This is a genomic window from Tardiphaga sp. 42S5, from assembly GCF_034044155.1.
GTDB lineage: Bacteria > Pseudomonadota > Alphaproteobacteria > Rhizobiales > Xanthobacteraceae > Tardiphaga > Tardiphaga robiniae.
This window is the reverse complement of record NZ_CP139027.1, coordinates 1,825,322-1,840,910: the sequence shown is the minus strand read 5'-3', so window position 1 is coordinate 1,840,910 and position 15,589 is coordinate 1,825,322. Positions and strand designations below refer to the sequence as shown.

The 15,589-nt window shown below is 60.9% G+C and carries 17 protein-coding genes; 7 read left to right on the top strand and 10 right to left on the bottom strand.

The features are described 5' to 3' along the window. Nucleotides 1-139: 139 nt before the first annotated feature. The 5 genes from SFY93_RS08610 to SFY93_RS08590 all read right to left on the bottom strand — a co-directional run bounded on the left by SFY93_RS08610 (nucleotide 140) and on the right by SFY93_RS08590 (nucleotide 2,674). The gene (locus tag SFY93_RS08610; protein ID WP_320446757.1) at nucleotides 140-1,024 is read right to left on the bottom strand and encodes a replication initiator protein A; all 885 of its coding nucleotides are present in this window, start codon (nucleotides 1,022-1,024) and stop codon (nucleotides 140-142) included. A gap of 17 nt (nucleotides 1,025-1,041) precedes the next feature. After that, nucleotides 1,042-1,326, bottom strand: coding sequence for a helix-turn-helix transcriptional regulator (locus SFY93_RS08605; RefSeq protein WP_262047337.1), 285 nt, complete (start codon nucleotides 1,324-1,326; stop codon nucleotides 1,042-1,044). Nucleotides 1,327-1,459: 133 nt separating this feature from the next. Continuing rightward, nucleotides 1,460-1,981, bottom strand: coding sequence for a DUF2285 domain-containing protein (locus tag SFY93_RS08600; protein WP_414717090.1), 522 nt, complete (start codon nucleotides 1,979-1,981; stop codon nucleotides 1,460-1,462). A 58-nt stretch (nucleotides 1,982-2,039) separates the two neighbouring features. Continuing rightward, a complete protein-coding gene (locus tag SFY93_RS08595) occupies nucleotides 2,040-2,234 on the bottom strand; it encodes a transcriptional regulator domain-containing protein (RefSeq protein ID WP_320446756.1) in 195 nt (64 codons plus the stop codon). A 161-nt stretch (nucleotides 2,235-2,395) separates the two neighbouring features. Next, on the bottom strand, nucleotides 2,396-2,674 hold the full coding sequence (locus SFY93_RS08590) for a DNA -binding domain-containing protein (RefSeq protein ID WP_320446755.1): 279 nt from the start codon (nucleotides 2,672-2,674) through the stop codon (nucleotides 2,396-2,398). Between the two features lie 132 nt (nucleotides 2,675-2,806). On the opposite strand from SFY93_RS08590, the gene SFY93_RS08585 reads away from it, so the two are divergent. Together SFY93_RS08585 and SFY93_RS08580 are read left to right on the top strand one after the other, a co-directional pair. Further along, nucleotides 2,807-3,052 carry a helix-turn-helix domain-containing protein gene (locus tag SFY93_RS08585; RefSeq protein WP_320447724.1) on the top strand — a complete coding sequence of 82 codons (246 nt, stop codon included), beginning with the start codon at nucleotides 2,807-2,809 and terminating at the stop codon, nucleotides 3,050-3,052. Nucleotides 3,053-3,128: 76 nt separating this feature from the next. After that, a protein-coding gene (locus SFY93_RS08580; protein WP_320446754.1) for an IS5 family transposase occupies nucleotides 3,129-3,886 on the top strand; the annotation gives its coding sequence in 2 pieces (ribosomal slippage) (nucleotides 3,129-3,471 and nucleotides 3,471-3,886; 759 coding nt in all). 203 nt (nucleotides 3,887-4,089) lie between these two features. Here the strand turns inward: SFY93_RS08580 and SFY93_RS08575 are convergent. The 3 genes from SFY93_RS08575 to SFY93_RS08565 form a co-directional block, all read right to left on the bottom strand. Then, nucleotides 4,090-5,280: a DUF932 domain-containing protein gene (locus tag SFY93_RS08575; protein ID WP_320447723.1), complete on the bottom strand. Its 1,191-nt coding sequence runs from the start codon at nucleotides 5,278-5,280 to the stop codon at nucleotides 4,090-4,092. 375 nt (nucleotides 5,281-5,655) lie between these two features. Further along, nucleotides 5,656-5,967: a DUF736 domain-containing protein gene (locus tag SFY93_RS08570; protein WP_320446753.1), complete on the bottom strand. Its 312-nt coding sequence runs from the start codon at nucleotides 5,965-5,967 to the stop codon at nucleotides 5,656-5,658. Nucleotides 5,968-6,749: 782 nt separating this feature from the next. Beyond that, nucleotides 6,750-8,750: a ParB/RepB/Spo0J family partition protein gene (locus SFY93_RS08565; RefSeq protein WP_320446752.1), complete on the bottom strand. Its 2,001-nt coding sequence runs from the start codon at nucleotides 8,748-8,750 to the stop codon at nucleotides 6,750-6,752. Nucleotides 8,751-9,821: 1,071 nt separating this feature from the next. Here SFY93_RS08565 and SFY93_RS08560 point away from each other — a divergent pair. Continuing rightward, entirely contained in the window at nucleotides 9,822-10,733 is a 912-nt protein-coding gene (locus tag SFY93_RS08560) for a DUF2971 domain-containing protein (RefSeq protein ID WP_320446751.1), read from the top strand. A 100-nt stretch (nucleotides 10,734-10,833) separates the two neighbouring features. Here the strand turns inward: SFY93_RS08560 and SFY93_RS08555 are convergent, their stop codons facing one another. Beyond that, nucleotides 10,834-11,697 (bottom strand): ImmA/IrrE family metallo-endopeptidase, encoded by an 864-nt coding sequence (locus tag SFY93_RS08555; protein ID WP_320446750.1) that lies wholly within the window; start codon nucleotides 11,695-11,697, stop codon nucleotides 10,834-10,836. An 11-nt stretch (nucleotides 11,698-11,708) separates the two neighbouring features. After that, nucleotides 11,709-12,080 (bottom strand): helix-turn-helix domain-containing protein, encoded by a 372-nt coding sequence (locus tag SFY93_RS08550; RefSeq protein WP_320446749.1) that lies wholly within the window; start codon nucleotides 12,078-12,080, stop codon nucleotides 11,709-11,711. Nucleotides 12,081-12,253: 173 nt separating this feature from the next. Between SFY93_RS08550 and SFY93_RS08545 the strand changes: the two genes are divergently transcribed. From SFY93_RS08545 to SFY93_RS08530, 4 genes are all read left to right on the top strand, one after another. Further along, on the top strand, nucleotides 12,254-12,706 hold the full coding sequence (locus tag SFY93_RS08545; RefSeq protein WP_320446748.1) for a multiubiquitin domain-containing protein: 453 nt from the start codon (nucleotides 12,254-12,256) through the stop codon (nucleotides 12,704-12,706). Further along, on the top strand, nucleotides 12,606-13,853 hold the full coding sequence (locus SFY93_RS08540; RefSeq protein WP_320446747.1) for a ThiF family adenylyltransferase: 1,248 nt from the start codon (nucleotides 12,606-12,608) through the stop codon (nucleotides 13,851-13,853). Before SFY93_RS08545 ends, SFY93_RS08540 begins: the two co-directional genes overlap by 101 nt. Beyond that, on the top strand, nucleotides 13,850-14,269 hold the full coding sequence (locus SFY93_RS08535) for a ubiquitination-like system serine protease family protein (RefSeq protein ID WP_320446746.1): 420 nt from the start codon (nucleotides 13,850-13,852) through the stop codon (nucleotides 14,267-14,269). Before SFY93_RS08540 ends, SFY93_RS08535 begins: the two co-directional genes overlap by 4 nt. 168 nt (nucleotides 14,270-14,437) lie before the next feature. Beyond that, complete coding sequence (locus tag SFY93_RS08530) at nucleotides 14,438-15,460, top strand: hypothetical protein (protein WP_320446745.1); 1,023 nt, start codon at nucleotides 14,438-14,440, stop codon at nucleotides 15,458-15,460. Nucleotides 15,461-15,589 lie beyond the last annotated feature (129 nt).

Below are 15,589 nucleotides of genomic sequence, written 5' to 3'. Positions count from 1 at the left end.
AAGGATTTTAGGTTAGGAAAGTTACGGGCGCTGCAAAGCGTTGAACCACAAGGCGTTAGACTCGGTTTCGGTCCCCGATAGCACGAAGACCAAGTCCCTGATGGCACGAGGGTTGCGGTCCCCGATAGCATGAGCTGATTCACAGGCCGCCCTCCGATTGAGGAAGGAGCCCGCGCTTGCGCAGCCGCGCAGCGAATGGATCGACCGGGTGAGGCGCGAAGATGAGACGCTCGGTGCCGCGTAGGTCACGCTCGATCATGAGCCGATAGCCCGGCAACGTCTGGCGACGGACGATCTCGCGCAGGTCGTAAGCAAAATGCTTGAGCGGCGAGAGGCTGCCGGACTTGGCGTGAAGGTAGATAAAGTCGAAGCTCCAGCCGCCTTCCTGGCGACCGCCGTGCTTGCGGACCAGCCGATAAAGCCAGCGCTCAAGTCCACCGGTCAGATCGAAATAGGCGGGGTCAATTGTCAGCACGAGCGCGTCGTCCAGGACGCCGGCGTAGAACCAGTCCGGCAGGATCAGCTCAAGGCCAGATGGTCGCCCATGTGCATCGGCGATCTCCTTCCACTCATTAATCCAGGAGAATCGATGCCGCCGTCGTTCTGTCGGCTGGCGGATCGAGGTCAGCACCGTGGTTGATTGCAGCCTGTCGAGACCGGCCTTCAACCGATCATAATCGCGTGCACCGGTGCCGCGGCCGACGAAGGTCAGAATTTCGTAAGGTGTTGCAGCCATCAGGCGCGACGTCTTCAAACCGGCGTCACGCGCCTCGACTATCTGCGAGGCAGCCCAGATCAGAACATCCGCATCCCAGATGGTCGCCATGCCATGTTCCGGCACGGCCTCGACACGAATGGCGATTGTTCCCGCGCGAAAATCGATCGGCACGACACGCCTGGATTTTGCGAGCGAAAAGAACGGATACGCCATCAGATCCTGCGCATCGCGTGGCGCGAGATCGCCGGGCAACGCGCGAAAGAGATCGAGCTGTTCGCGCTCCGATTTATGCCGATGCCTCGTCACGACGCGCTCCCCGACAATCAACGTCGCTCTTGACCGGCATACGGACGCAGCACCGCCTCGTGTTTCTTGGCGGGCAGCACGGTACCCTTCCCCGGATCGGACGTTGACGTTTTGGCACCGCGATCGGCCCAGGCCTGCAAATCGTCGAGCGCGTAGACGACGCGGCCGCCGATCTTCCGGTAGGTTGGACCGGTACCGTAGGTGCGGTGTTTTTCCAGCGTGCGGCCGGAGAGACCCAGGAATCGCGCGGCCTCGGGGGTGCGCAGAAAGCGCGGCGGCAAGCCGGCCATAAGATCGGGCATTTGAAGGCTCCCTGATAACACCGCGCGTCAGCGAGAACCGTTGCGCGTCGGTTGTCACGATGGAGGAGCAAGACCGCGAAGGGGGATGCCGATCATCAGGGGGTGCGTTTGCGATACCCCTGCGAAATCTGAGCTACTTCTGTTTGCGCCTGTAACGCAGCAACTCGCGATAGCCGCCGCGCATCAGCGCAAAACCGCTTTGCACGAGACGGATGGTCCGGTTGCGGAGATCGTGGGTTTTCCAGGCGCGCTCGGGGATGCGCTTCTTGCCGAACAACACTTCTGCGACCGCACGATAGCTGCCGCCGTCCATGCGCCCATCGAGCGCACGAACCGCCAGAAGCAAACGTTCACGACGCTGAAGAGACAGTTCATGGAATGCGGGACCGGGCACACGCCCATTGATGGCCCGCCACAGCCGGTGGGCAGCGTGCGCGCGAACTTCGAAGTCAGAGTCGAGCGGCAGCACCGCCGTATACGACATGCTCATCGTCGGCGGCTCAGCCAGCCACAGACGATGCTCAGCTCCACGAATGCGCAGAACCGCGTGCCAACCGTCGGACGCTCGGCGCAGATCGCCCGCCGTCAGATCGACGAGCGACTGCCCTACGCCGTCAACATTCGAAGAAGATGCGGGTCGACCGATTGGCACCACCGTCGGCAGAGCCTCCGGCGCCCAGAAGATCGTCTGTTCGTCAAAGGACCCTTGCGGATCATGAGCGAAAGCAGAGGCCCCATCTCCCCCTGAATCCGGCTGTCACATTATGGACGCGTCCGGCCTTGACCATCCCGTCGTAGTCACGCCGATAGTCCGGATTGCGACGAAGGTATTCCCAGGCGATGGCGGTGATTTCGGCATCTTGTACGCGCTTGTACGACTCTGGCGCTCGCCAGTCGAATTCAGGCATTGCTCTGCTTCCCTACGACAACAGAAGGATTGCAGCGCAATAACCCTGATCGATAACGTTGCAGGAAGCCTCTTTTTGAGCATAACGCCTGATGCTCAAATGTGATCGCCATACGAAGATAATTCCTTTCCGCAAATGAAAGTTTGTATGACCGATTTCGTCTACTTTGCCGCGCCTCCGCGCAATAAATGGCGATAGCCATGCTCCGTCATCCATTTGGCGCGGACCAGATGGCTATCAAACGCATTGCGCGCGCGAACTGGTTCGCGGTCTGGATCAATATGCAGCACGATCCGCGCGACGTCTTGCCAATCCGCCCCGTCTGACTCGGCCGCTAAGAGGCGCATGTACGTCACAACATGCTGCTCATCGTAGACCGTTAGCGCCGGATCGGTCGGCGCGACGTCGGCAACGTCGGGATCAAGCGGCGGGTTCTTCATGAAATTCCTACTCAAATATTCACAATCTTTATAGCGCCGTTGCACTTACTGGAAGGGATCAACGGTTGCACCAGCATTTTTGTAGAGAATACTCCGTGGTGAAATACTCTTCAAGACGCTGCCCTCTTGGGCATGGATATACGAGAGGTGCTGGCACTCAATTTGAGAAAACTCCGACGGGTTAAGGGCCTGTCGCAAGAAGAATTGGCACATCTTGCTGAAATCGACCGCACCTACATCAGTGCACTTGAGCGGAGCGTTTACGCAGCCAGCATTGATGTTCTGGATAGGCTTGCGCGAGTTCTCGGTGTTGAGGCGGCAGATCTGCTCACACGACCATCTCCGGCCAGTGAGAAAAAGAGGCCGAAGTCGGCCTAGAGCCGATCGACATTCAGGATTCCCAAGAGGTTCAATCGCTGATTCATAGGGCTCCATGATTTGCACGGAGCAAGTGATGGGGGCGAAGCGCTACGAATTGAATGAGGCGCAGTGGGTGAAGATTTCTCCGCTGCTGCCGGGCAAGGCTGGCGACGCAGGACGCACAGCGGCTGATAACCGCCTATTCGTGAACGGCTGTTTGTGGGTTCTGCGCTCGGGTGCGCATTGGTGCGACCTGCCGGAACGGTACGGCAAGTGGAAGACGGTACATCGGCGGTTCAGCCGCTGGTGCCATGCCGGGGTCTGGGAACGCGTGTTCACAGCCCTGACGGCAGACCGGGATAATCAGTATCTGATGATCGACAGCACCATCGTTCGCGCTCACCAGCAGGCTGCGGGCGGAAAAGGGGGGCTAAAGATCAGGCGCTGGGGCGTTCCCGAGGTGGACTGACCACGAAGATCCATATGCTGGCCGATACACTTGGTCGCCCGCTCCGCTTCATCATCACAGCCGGACAGGCTGGCGACGTCACCCAGGCGCCTGCCTTGCTCCAGGGCCAGGCCGGCGAAGCCGTGCTTGCCGACAAGGCCTATGACAGCAACGCGCTACGCGCGATCATCGCCGATATGGGGGCAACAGCGGTCATCCCGTCCAACCGAACCCGCAAGGTCATCATTCCGCACGACATCAACGTCTACAAGCAGCGCAATCGGATCGAGCGCTGCTTCTGCCGACTCAAACACTTCCGGCGCTTCGCCACACGCTATGACAGACGAACCTCGCACTTTGCTGGCTTCATCCACCTCGCCGCAGCAATGATCTGGAACCAATGAATGTCGATCGGCTCTAGTGCTTTCTAGGTGGAAAATGACAGAAGTCGGCCAGTGCTTCCCGAGCCGCGGGCGCGGCGAGCCACGGACGCGGCTGCGCGTCCGCCGCCGATCCGGAAAACGGATCGGCGGAAAATTGCAAAACCCAATGTCTCGAGAAGCGCTAGCCGCGCAACCGGACTTCCGGCTGCGCGGCCATTCGCTCATCAGGTGACACGTTCCAGCAGCCGCTTCGCCTTCCCCTCAAGTTCAAGGCGCGCATCTTGATACACCTTGCCGCGCGCGAGTGCGGTGATCCCCTGCACGAAATCAAACACGCTTTCCGGCGGATGGCCTTCTTCATGCAATACGGTTGCGATGATGTTCGCCGTCTCCGACTTGGAGAAGCCGCGCTTGCGCAAGAAGCTCTCCCGATCCTCTTCGTTGCGAGCGACGATCCGGTCCCGCGCGGCCTTGATCCCGGCAATGAACGGCGCAGGCGACGAATCGGCGAAGCTTGTCAGAGCGGGTGACGCCTCATGCGCAAACCGCTGCGCGGCGAATTTGGAATGCCGGATGGTGATTTGCTCGAAGTTCTCAACGCCCCAGAGATTGCGGTTCATGCAGACGGCCCGAAGATAGAATGAGGCAATGCCGAGCGTCTTCGATCCGACTTCGCTGTTCCAGCAATAGAAGCCCCGGAAATACAAATCCGGCGATCCATCCGACAAACGTCCTGCCTCGATGGGATGCGTGTCATCCACCAGAAACAGGAATACATCGCGGTCGCTGGCGTAGAGCGTCGTGGTGTCCTTGGTGATGTCCACGAATGGATTGTGCGTCATGCTGTTCCAATCGAGCACGCCCGGCACCTTCCAGCGTGTATCTTCGGTCCCATTGCCCGCGATCTTCATGACGGCGGCGACCAACTCGTGATCCCAAATGCGGCCATAGTCCGGGCCGGTCACGGCGCGAAGCTCGACACGACCGTCATCAGCCTCCAAGGTTTTCAGCAACTCGGCGCGGTGGGACAGCAAGCCGTGTTGCAGATTGATCCCAGCCAGCGGCGCGGGAAGCTGCCGTAGATAGGATGACGGTGCGCCGACAAGACTGCACAATTGCCCAAAGCTCCAATGCGTCGGCGCAACGGGTTCATCACGCCCCGGCACGATCAGGTCCAGCCGCTCGGCGCTGTCACGGCTTGCCTCCGCCCTGACCGCACGGCTTTCAACGGTGCGGGTCTGCGCACGCTCGGCGCGGCGGCATACCGCTTCATAAAGATCGGTCAGGCTCAGATAACGCTCGTCATCGGGTCGGGAAAACCATTCCGACGACACGCGGCCAACACGCTCGCCGCGCGATACGTCAACGCGAAAGCCGCTGGAAACGGGCTGCTCGTTCTGGGTCAAGGATAGCATGGTCATCGCTCATTCTCCTTTGGGGCAGGTTGAAGCGCAGCGCTGCGCTGCAACCTTGCCCGTCGGCGAGACCGGGGTAGCAAGGGCAAGGGCGGCCGGAGTGGAGGGGGATCACCCGCCCAGCGGGGCGCGCGTCTGCACGCGTGTGGAATTCATGCGTCCTATGAATTCCTCTTGGCGCGGAAGACCGGGGAGACCACTCCGGCCGGCGCCGGCTTCGGCGCTTTACCCTTGCGCGCGCGAGGGCGGAGCCCTTAGCGATCATCCAACGACAAGGAGGCCGAAGACCTTCCCCCTTCTTTCTGCGCCGTTGTGGTCATGAACACAGAAAAAAGCCCCGCCTCCGAAGAGGCGGGGCGCGTCGATTGGGTTGGATCAGTCGCCGTTACGGCGGGACCAGATTAGCGTGTAGCTGTCGTCGCCCTCGCCTTTCACCAGCGATGCGTAGATCGGCGCCGGGAAGCTGGGGTCATCGAGCTTGACCGAGAGATATTCGCGATCGGTCTCCCGTGCGGTCTTCTTCCAGGCCGCGCCGAACTCTGTGGCGCCGGTCACGATACGATAGTCGGGCGCCTTGTCGTTTTCCTTGTCGGTCGCGACGAATGTCGCCTTGACGTTGAGCGTCAGTGTCTTGACCGAGCCGGTGAAGCCGTTGTTCGACGCAGTGAAGGTTCCGATGGTAGCCATGGTGGTCTCCGTTCTGTTGTCGGGCCGCGACCATCGCAGCCTCGATGGCGGTCCTTGGCCCGGGGAGCGATCGGCCCGCAGCCGTCAGGCCCGCAGCGCAGCGGAGGACGGCGGCAGACGGCTTTTTTGCCTCGCGAGGAATGCCGCCACTTCGCGGCAGGGGAAAAAAGCCGGCGTAGCCGTTGCGGGAAGGCGATCGAGGCGCAGCCGGCCCTCGGGCCTGATCCGTCCATTCGAGGTTGCGTGGGACGCGCCAAAAACGGACTGATGGAGACGACCATGAGCGCTGCCGTCGCTGCCGCACAAGGACATGGCATCACCGGTCGCATAAAAACCTGCGCCCGCGCATCAACGACAGTGAAGGCGTGACCGGACGAACGACAGCGCATGATCTCGCATTGCTGCGCGCCGGTTGGTACACTCTTAGCCCGAGACCGGTGGGGCCGGCTCGCAATCGCGATGTTCGGAAAAATCGATACGCCCGTCACGATGTAACCTCGCTGGTGAAAAATGAGAGTCGATCAGTCGAACCCGATATCGCAAGTCGCGCCACGGCATGATCCGCGGCGACGTACCGTCCTTCGGGCGGGCTCTTTGGCGCCGACCATAACGCGCCCTTCCCCATTGGCTTCATCTTGAAAAGTGCTTCGCTTTCTAGAATGCGCCCCGTGGAGGGCGTGAGTATCGTAAGATCGGCCGCGCGCCCTCCGGCGCGCGGCAGATAAATTTCAACCGTCTCACGATGGCAGGCCGGGACCGCTTGAGCGGTGCCGGTCTGCCGTTTATTCGGCAGCGACGGAGTAGGCGTCAGAGTTCGTCTCCGTGACCGCATCCGCTTGCGGGTGTTCAGCAGGCTCTTGGCCGATACGCGGTGTCCGCATCAGCACAGGCAGCCATCCGGTTCCGACTAACGACTGCTCGGCAGCTTCCGCCATGTCCTGCTTCTTCATGTCCGTCATCCAATCAGCGGCCTCATTGCTGACAGCTTCACGCACGGCGGCAAGAATATGCGTCTTGGTGACGCGACCAAGATAGGCCTGCACGGTCGGTGCCCAATGCGCGGTCATGTCGAGTGACACGGCCTCCGCCAGCCGGTTCGCCGTTGCCACCGCACGGGGCCTGCGCTCCGACGGCAGTCTCACTGCGTTGACCGTGAGCGCAACGCAGTGCGCGAACAGCGCTATGCGGCTATCATGGTCAAGCTCAACGACAAAAGACCACAGGTCGGTCACGTCACGCGGCATTTGCGCCGCCCAACGCGCGTGATGATCAGCCCACGCCTTACCGGCTTTTGTATCGTCGATACCATCCGCATGTGAGGCCAGCATTGTGTTGACCAGACGGATATCGAGAACGTGCGCGTCCGCGCCGCGATAGAAGATTTGCGCGGCGAGCGCATGGGTCACCGCAACAATGGCGACCTCTGGCTGTTCGCTCAAGGCGAGGCGAAGCCCGAGGGTCCGGTGCGCAGTGAGATCGCGGATCAGGATGTCCGACAACGGTTTGTGATCGTCGGCATCCTCATCCTCCGCGCCCAAATTGTCACCCTCGGCGTCACCGCCCTCTGCTTCGCCGCTTTGGTCCTGCGTTTCCGGCTCCGGTTTCTCGTCCTCGGCCCGCATGAAGCCGCGTTCGACGCGCACTGTCCCATCGTGATTGAGGATCACGAAGGCCCCGCAACGCGCGACGTCATCGGCATCATAGGCCTGACGCTTCGCCTCAAGCCGCTCGATCACAGTTTCAAGCTCGCCCAGACGCGCATCGACTTCATCAGGCAATTCCTCCGCGCTCTCATACTGCTCCGTCAAGCTGTCGAACTCGGCCTGTGCGGCATCCAAGGCAGCTTGATCTTCGGCGGACAAGTCCACCGGTTGCGGATAGGCCCGGCGCAGTCCGTGACTGTGGGGATAGTCGAGATGGACTTGCACCCACTTCCACCCCTCAGCCTCCTGCAAGGAGGTCGCTTCACGCCCCAGCTTCGCCATCACAAGCAGGTCTAGAAGGGCCACATCCTCGAAATAGCCGCCCCGATCCTCGGTGAAGAGATCGCGGAGGATCGTGCCACCCACCTCGGTATAGGCCTCCGCACCGACGAAGACCGCGCGGCGATCCGTGGCGGCGACGTGGGTTTCGGTGAGCAGGCGGCGGATCGTGCTGGCATCGCGGTTATAGGATAGGCGCTCATAGGCCGCTTCCTGCCGGGCATGGTCCTCGGCGATCGCAAAGGCCATCAACTGGTCGAGCGCCAGATCGCCGTCGCGATAGATTTGCATCAGCTTGGGCGACACCGCACCCAAGCGAAGGCGCTGCCGCACCACATGCGGCGTCACGCCGAACCGGGCGGCGATTTCTTCCGCACCGAACCCGCGTTCTTCCGCCAGCTTCTTGAACGCCTCGAACTGGTCGGCGGGATGCATGTTCTCGCGCGTGACGTTTTCATCGAGGCTAATTTCGAAGGCGTCATTCGCGGTGTCGATGACGCAGCGGATTGGCTCGGCCTTCTTGATCTCCTTGCGCTTGACGCGCAGAAGCTGCGCCAGCCTGCGGCCTTCGCCGATGGTGACGAAGTAAAAGCCGGTAGCCGCACCATCACCGTCCAGTTCCGGTTCGACAACAAGATTTTGCAGGATGCCTTTCGCGGCGATGCTAGCCGCATAAGCCTCAATCGACGCCTCGCTGTGCGGCGTCTTGCGGGCGTTGTTCGGGGACTTCTTAAGCTTGTTGAGCGGAATGAAAATCTCCGTCCCGCTCTGCTGGATGATTTCAACGTTCTTGGCAGACATGATCGTTCTCCTTTGGGCTTGGGGCGCAGCGCTGCGCTGCGGCTCTGCCCGTCGGCGAGACCGGGGTAGCAAGGGCAAAGGCGGCCGGGGCGGAGGGGGATCACCCGGCCTGCACAAGCGGATTCCGATGGTGGCAACTATCCGGTCTTGCCGTCCGCGCGGAAGGTCGGGGAGACCGCCCCGGCCGGTCCCGGATCTTCCGGGATTTCACCCTTGCCCGCGCGAGGGCGGAGCCCTTAGCGCCTAAAAAGGAAAAGGGCGTCTGTGCCGCAGCGAAGCGAAGGCCAGTCGGCAGTCGCGAGACCGGTTAAAAAGGCACCCGCAGGAGGGCCAGCATAGCGCCGCCTTTAGGCGGGACCCGGGACCGAGTGCCTCCGGCGAGCGACACATTATCGCGCGAAGGGATCGAAGCCGAAGGCCGAGACGCAGCTTTGCTGCTCGGTTTACGAGAGCCCAACCGGCAGAGCCGGACGCGAAACGTCACGTCTGTTTTGAATTCGCCAGCTAATTTTGCAAGGCAGTATCGAGTAGCTGGGCTAGTCGTATGCCGGCTTTCTACACCTGTGTCTTCACGACCGGCTCGTTCGCGTCAAGATATTCCGTGCGGATGTTTATGCCGCCGCTCGTCACGTCGCATGACGATCCGTGCATGACACAATCCCCCGTTCGGGCGGCCTCCGTGATCCCAAAGGATTCGTTGGCCCAGTACCGCCCCGTGCGTTGCTGGCAAAAAATATCCAAGAGCTTCTGCCCGACGTCCCTCCAAAGCACCTGCGAACCATAAAGCCGAACGGCATCGGCCTTCTAGATCTCGATAATCCGCTCGCAGCGTAGGCAAGTGACACGCAGAACATGTTGAGAGATATCGGAGCGATACCGTTGTTTGACAGGCCTGCCAGGCGGTCTGGCGTCAATACGGGGGTCGCATAGGACCGCCTACGCCGACTTCCGATGGCGCCCTGCCGCCGGCTTCTTGGCGGCCGCCAAAACGACATGCACTCGACGCGGTCGTTTCGCCGGTATTCAATGCGCCGTGAGGCTCCGTCCACGGCCTCGGGGGACATCCGAATCATGCATCGCCGCGCGGAAAAGCTTGCCGATCGGTTCAACCAAGCCAGCGTGCTTCGCATGGCGAAAGGCAACGAGAGGGGCGCACCGACCGAGCCCCTTTTCCACTACACCTCGGTGGCAGCGCTGGAGGCGATCATCGCTTCGGAAACGTTCTGGTTCACTAGCGTCTATCACATGGATGACGATCAGGAATTGTCGTTTGGGTTCGCCATCTCCCATGCACTGCTGGCCGCGGCGCTGGAGCGCGAGGACGTCAACATGAAGGTCTTTCTGAAGCCGCTGGTCGAGGACATGGCCTTCTCGAGGATCAGGGACCGGTTCGAATTCTACTCGGCCAGCTTCGGTCAAAAGGACGATGCGAGGCAATGGGCCGACTATGCCGACGGCGGGAAAGGAATTGCGATCGGCTTGGGGCCCAAGCTCTTTGGGCTCGAGAAAAAGAAGACCTACAAACCCGAGGAGAAGACGTTCCTCGGGAAGGTCGAGTACGGCGAGCCCGCAGCGAAGATTCGCCACGCTGCGATCGTCGACAGCGCGGTGCAGACGATCAAGCAGGCCCATCAGCAGGGACTTCTGCTCAAGCCGGAAGACGAGGAAGCTTTCCTGCATCTGATGGCCGCCTACATGTACGTCGAGATCCTCTGGAATTCAGTAACTACCAAGTCGGACAAGTGGGCCCACCAGGTCGAGACCAGACTTCTGGCCGTTAACGATCTCAAGAAGCCCGGCATCCCGATCAAGAACGCACCCGCGCGTCCGCGCGTGGAGATCCCCCAACCCCTTTTGAAGGCCAACATCACCGAGGTCATGATGGGCCCGAAGGCGGACGATGACGCGCGAGCGAACGTCCGGAAGGTTCTGGACGACGGCGACCTCGCCACCGTGCAGATCACCTCGGCCTCGACGGCGTAACGGGGCCCGACATCGGGAATCTTTTGATGCGATGATCATCTGGGCCCGCGCGCTGACTAGGCGGCGACCAGATCGCCATTGGTTCAGAAACCTGAAATGTCTACCTACGCTTCTTGCCGCTGGGCCAAGGAAGAATCCCATCGAGCTCGCGCAGCAGATACGCGTCGTCGTCCCATTGCTTTCGTTCCGGAACCGGAGCTGCGAGACCTTCGTCGTCGAACCACAGAAGCGTCAGCGTCTGGTCCCACTGTGACAGGTGCAACGCATCCTCGAACAGCGCTCCGTCTCGCGCCCAGTCCTCGAACCACGAATCCGGGTCGGCGTCCTCGCGGCCCGACGGTCTTTCACCAGCGCGTATGCGGGCGCTGAAAGAATCCGTTGGCAGCGGAAAGCCCGGCCTGATCCACCCCCGCGCTTCGCGGAGACGTGCGGAGCGGGCACTGTAGCGCACTTTGCCTCCCTCGGAGACGATCAAGGCGCAGATTTCGCGAGAGAAGGTCGCGAAGCGCGAGCCCGTGGAAATCAACGACGCGTCGAACTCGTCCGCAAGGCTGCCGATCGCTGCGATCGATAGGTCCGATCCATCGACCCGAGGCTTGAACTGCTGATACGGCAGCAGCAGCTCGGCTGCGAAAACGTCGCAGGCAATCTCTCCCGGCGGCCGGCGCGAATAGCTCCAGCTCGGCGCCGTGTGGTCGGAGGGTATCCCGAGGACGACATGGGCCACCTCATGGCAGACGCTGAACCTTTGGCGCCTCGCATTGTGGGTGCAGTTCACGCAGATGCGGTACCTGCCAGCGCTATCGCGGAACGACCAAGCGTCCTCGTTCTCCCCCAACGTCTCCTTGAGCACCTGACCACCGATCTGCGCAGCGTATGCATCGACGGAAACCGGCACCGCCGACGGGCCGCACAACCGGATGAACTCACGCGCCTTCATAGCGATGTCGAGCTCATCGATCACGGTGGCGCTCCCTAAGTCATGAACTTGCGGATGCGGGCAAGAGAGGTCGCGTAGTCGGGTCGTGCTCCGCGATTCACGACCGTCGTCATCATGTGAAACTGATCGAACGTGACGGTCGGATCGCCCTGGACGAACTTAACAAGGCCCACATCGATGTTGGTGCGGTCGACGAGAAAACGAAGGATCTCCGCGTCGCGCTCGGGTGGCGTAAGCGCCGATATCAGCTTGTCGACCACCTCTGCCGAGGGTGCCTCCTTCGTGCCCGTCTCAAGACGGTAGATGTAGGCGTGATCGACGCGACTTCGTTCGGCGGCTTCCCGCAGGCTCATGCCGCGGCGTTCCCGCAACTCCTTCAACCAAATTCCAAGAGCCGTTTCCGGCATCCGACCTCCGACAGAATTTCGCCACATTTATAGTGTTGTCTGGCTGGACAACGCGCCCTCACCCGCTTCGCGGACAGGGCGTTTTCAACACTCTGAGTGTTGTCTGACTGGACACCAGTCATACAACGCCGCCCGCGCAATGCAAGTGCCGAGAGGCAGGAAGGTTTATCGAAATGTCCGTCGATGTCCTCGCGCATTTGGTGCGCATCCATGTCAACCGCGAACCATACGACTCGCCGAACCCCACCACGGGCGAACACCTCTACGCTCTTGCCGACATCCCACCCCATCAGCGGCTGTACCGGGAGGTCGACGGCGAAAAGGAAGACAAGCCTGTGCCGCGCGACGGCAAGCCGATCCACCTAAAGAAAGACGAGCACTTCTACAGTCAGAAGGTTCTAGCGATCTTCGTCAATACCGACGAGCACGAGATCGACCACAAGCACATTTCGTATGCCCAGGTCGTCGATTTGTATCTCGGGAGCGGCGGCAGCCCCTCGAACGAATACCTGGTGAAGTTCTCACATGGGCCGGCGGAAAATCCGAACGGCACATTGGCTCCTGGACAGAAGGTGGCGGTTAAAGATGGCATGCGCTTTAGGGTTGCCGGAACTGGCGAGTCATAATCCGTTCGTCAAGGATCTCGAGGAGCTCGGCTACGAACTCGGCTTCGTGGGCGGCTATCTGATCATATACGGGCTACCGTACCTGGATGCTCAGGGCGCGCTTCAGCATGGAGATTGGGCAAGCCCGCTGGATCTGAACAACGCTGTGATCGATACGCCGTCCGATCATCAGGCATGGTGGCGGGGCAGCCGTCCGTGCGACCAGGCGAAGCGCGAGCTTCGCCTCGGCGGTGGACCGAATACCGTGACGATTGCTCAGGATCTCGTCACCAGTCAGTCGTTTTCGTTCAAGCTGCAGGAGAACGGTGCGATCCGCGCCTATCGCTCGTTCCAGGAAAAGGTCGAAACCTATGTCGACGTCATCACGGGCCCGGCGCTTGCCGCCTATCCGGACGCGACGCCGCTGCGCGGCATCGCGGTGAAGGCCGCGGCGCAAGGCAGCCCCCTGCGATACCCTGACACGATGTCCTCAAGGTATCAAATGAACGACATCTCGGCCCTTCTTCGCGGCAAGAGCATTGCGATCATCGGCCTCGGCGGGACCGGATCCTACATCCTGGACTTCGTCGCACGCACGCATCTGGATCGCATCGCGATGTTCGACGACGACAAGATTCACGTTCACACCATCTTCCGCATTCCGGGCTTCATCCCACGCGCGATCGGCGAGCTCAAGGTCGATGCGCTGGCACGGCTGTACGGAAACTGGCATGCGGGCCTGGAGCCGGTGCCGGAGCGGATCACCGCGTCGAACATCGAGCGCCTTAAGGGCTTCGACTTCGTCTTCGTGTCGGTGGACGATGGACCAGCGCGTCTCCTGATCGTCGATTGGCTTAGCGCGCGAGGCATTCCATACATCGACTGTGGCATGGGCCTTGACCGATCGCTCGTCGGCCTGAGCGGATTCGTGCGCGCGACGGGCACCGACCGCAAGGCATTCGACGAAAATGTCGGCACCGCGCGACTGCCCACGCAGAATGCCAAGGTTAACGAATACCGCAAACAGGCGCAGATCACCGAGCTGAACGCGCTCAACGCCGTCATGGCCGTGATCAGGTTCAAGCAGCATTTCAAGCTCCTGGATCGCCTCGACGAAGCGACGTGCAGCATCTTCGATACCGCGACGCTGGAGATCGACAAGTCATGATGGCCATCATGCGCTTCACCTACCAAGCCGTCGAACGCCTGCCCAAGCAGATGGACCAAGGAGTTCTGTACCATTCCGAAGAGTTCGACGTTGCGGCCCTATCCTGCGCATGCGGGTGCGGACATAGAGTGACGCTGCTTGTGCCCGATAGTCACCAGGTCTTCGGGAAGAACGGATTGGCCACCGTCCGCCCCTCGATTTCGGTCTGCGACGCGCCGTGCAAGTCGCACTACATCATCTCAGGCGGCGACGTCGAATGGTTGCCTGCTTTCTCGGCCGCCCAGGCGTCGTTGGTCATGCGCAATCAGATCGCGCGTCACGTCGTCCACGACGAGCAACAGCGACCGTGGATTGACCGCGTCTGGATCGCAATTGCACGGGCCTTCGCCAAGTTGAAGGCGGTGTTGCGCCTGTAGCGCACGCGGCCGTGGATCGGCATGTGTTCCGCGGCGTGCCGAAGGCGCCCTCGGAGGGGATCAGGGTCGAGCTGGAAGTTGCTGTAGGGGTAGCAGCTGCGGCGCACGCTGGTTCCGCTCTTCGTCGTGCTCTGGTGATTTGGGTCAACATTCGATGTGGCGAGACCAATGCACATTTTCATCGACGAAACAGGCACCTTCACCGGGGTCGGTCAGCCGCTCAGCATCTCGATGATCGGCGCTCTGATCGTTCCCGACGCGCGGAGACGAAGCCTGGAGCGAGAGTACGGAAAGATCCGCAGACATCTGCCGATCGAAAAGGGCGAGGTCAAGGGAAAGAATCTGGCGGAGAAGGACATCGCGAGACTCTTGCCGATCCTTCGGCATCACGATGTCCTGTTCGAGGTCGCCGCGATCGATCTTGGTCTCCATACCGAAGAGGGCATTCGGCGAAATCAGGGCCGGCGTGCGGAAAGCATGACGGCGAATCTATCGCCAGAGCATCATCCATCCTTGGTTGATGCCGTCTGGACGGCGCGGCGCGCGTTGGAGTCCTACAGCCTACAGCTCAACATCCAGAGCGCCATCATCTTCGAGTTGGTCCGGACCGTCATCGAACATGGCACGTTGTATTATTGTCAGCGCCGGCCGAAAGAATTGGCCAATTTTCATTGGATCGTCGACGCGAAGGGCGACAATTCCGTTCCGACTCATTGGGAGCAGTGGTGGACGACGTTCATCAAGCCTGCCTTGCAAACCAAGTTTGCTCACGAGCCGATCGGCTCCCTGAGGATCGGGGACTACTCCCACATGAAGCGGTTCGTATTCGACGAGATCTCGGACTTCCACCAGCGGGTGCTGAAGCCGAAGCCAGACGGTCCAAAGCCCATGAATCTCGGCCTGGTCCTGTCGGAGAGCCTCAGGTTCTCTACGGATCCCGAGCCGGGCCTCGAGCTGGTCGACATACTGACCAATGCAACGCGAAGGGCGTTGCGGGGCAACCTACAATCCGGCGGGTGGGGAGAGATCCCGACGATCATAATCAATCGGAAGCCGCAGAACATCCAGCTCCTGTCCTTGGACGATGCTGTGCCTGAAAGTGCCCTCCTCCCCTACGCCAGCGTTGTGAAGGCTTTCGGAACAGGTTCCAAGTCGATGCTGACTGCGGCCAACCGCAAAAGAGATTGGTAGCGCGCGGTCACGCCCTTCGGCGCCTATTTTACCATCCGCAATCTCTCCGAGCGACAGCAAGCAGTTAGCCCTTCCGAGATCGTTCCCGAGCATGCCGTATACTTCAGCTACCTCGAGAAAGGCTGCCAA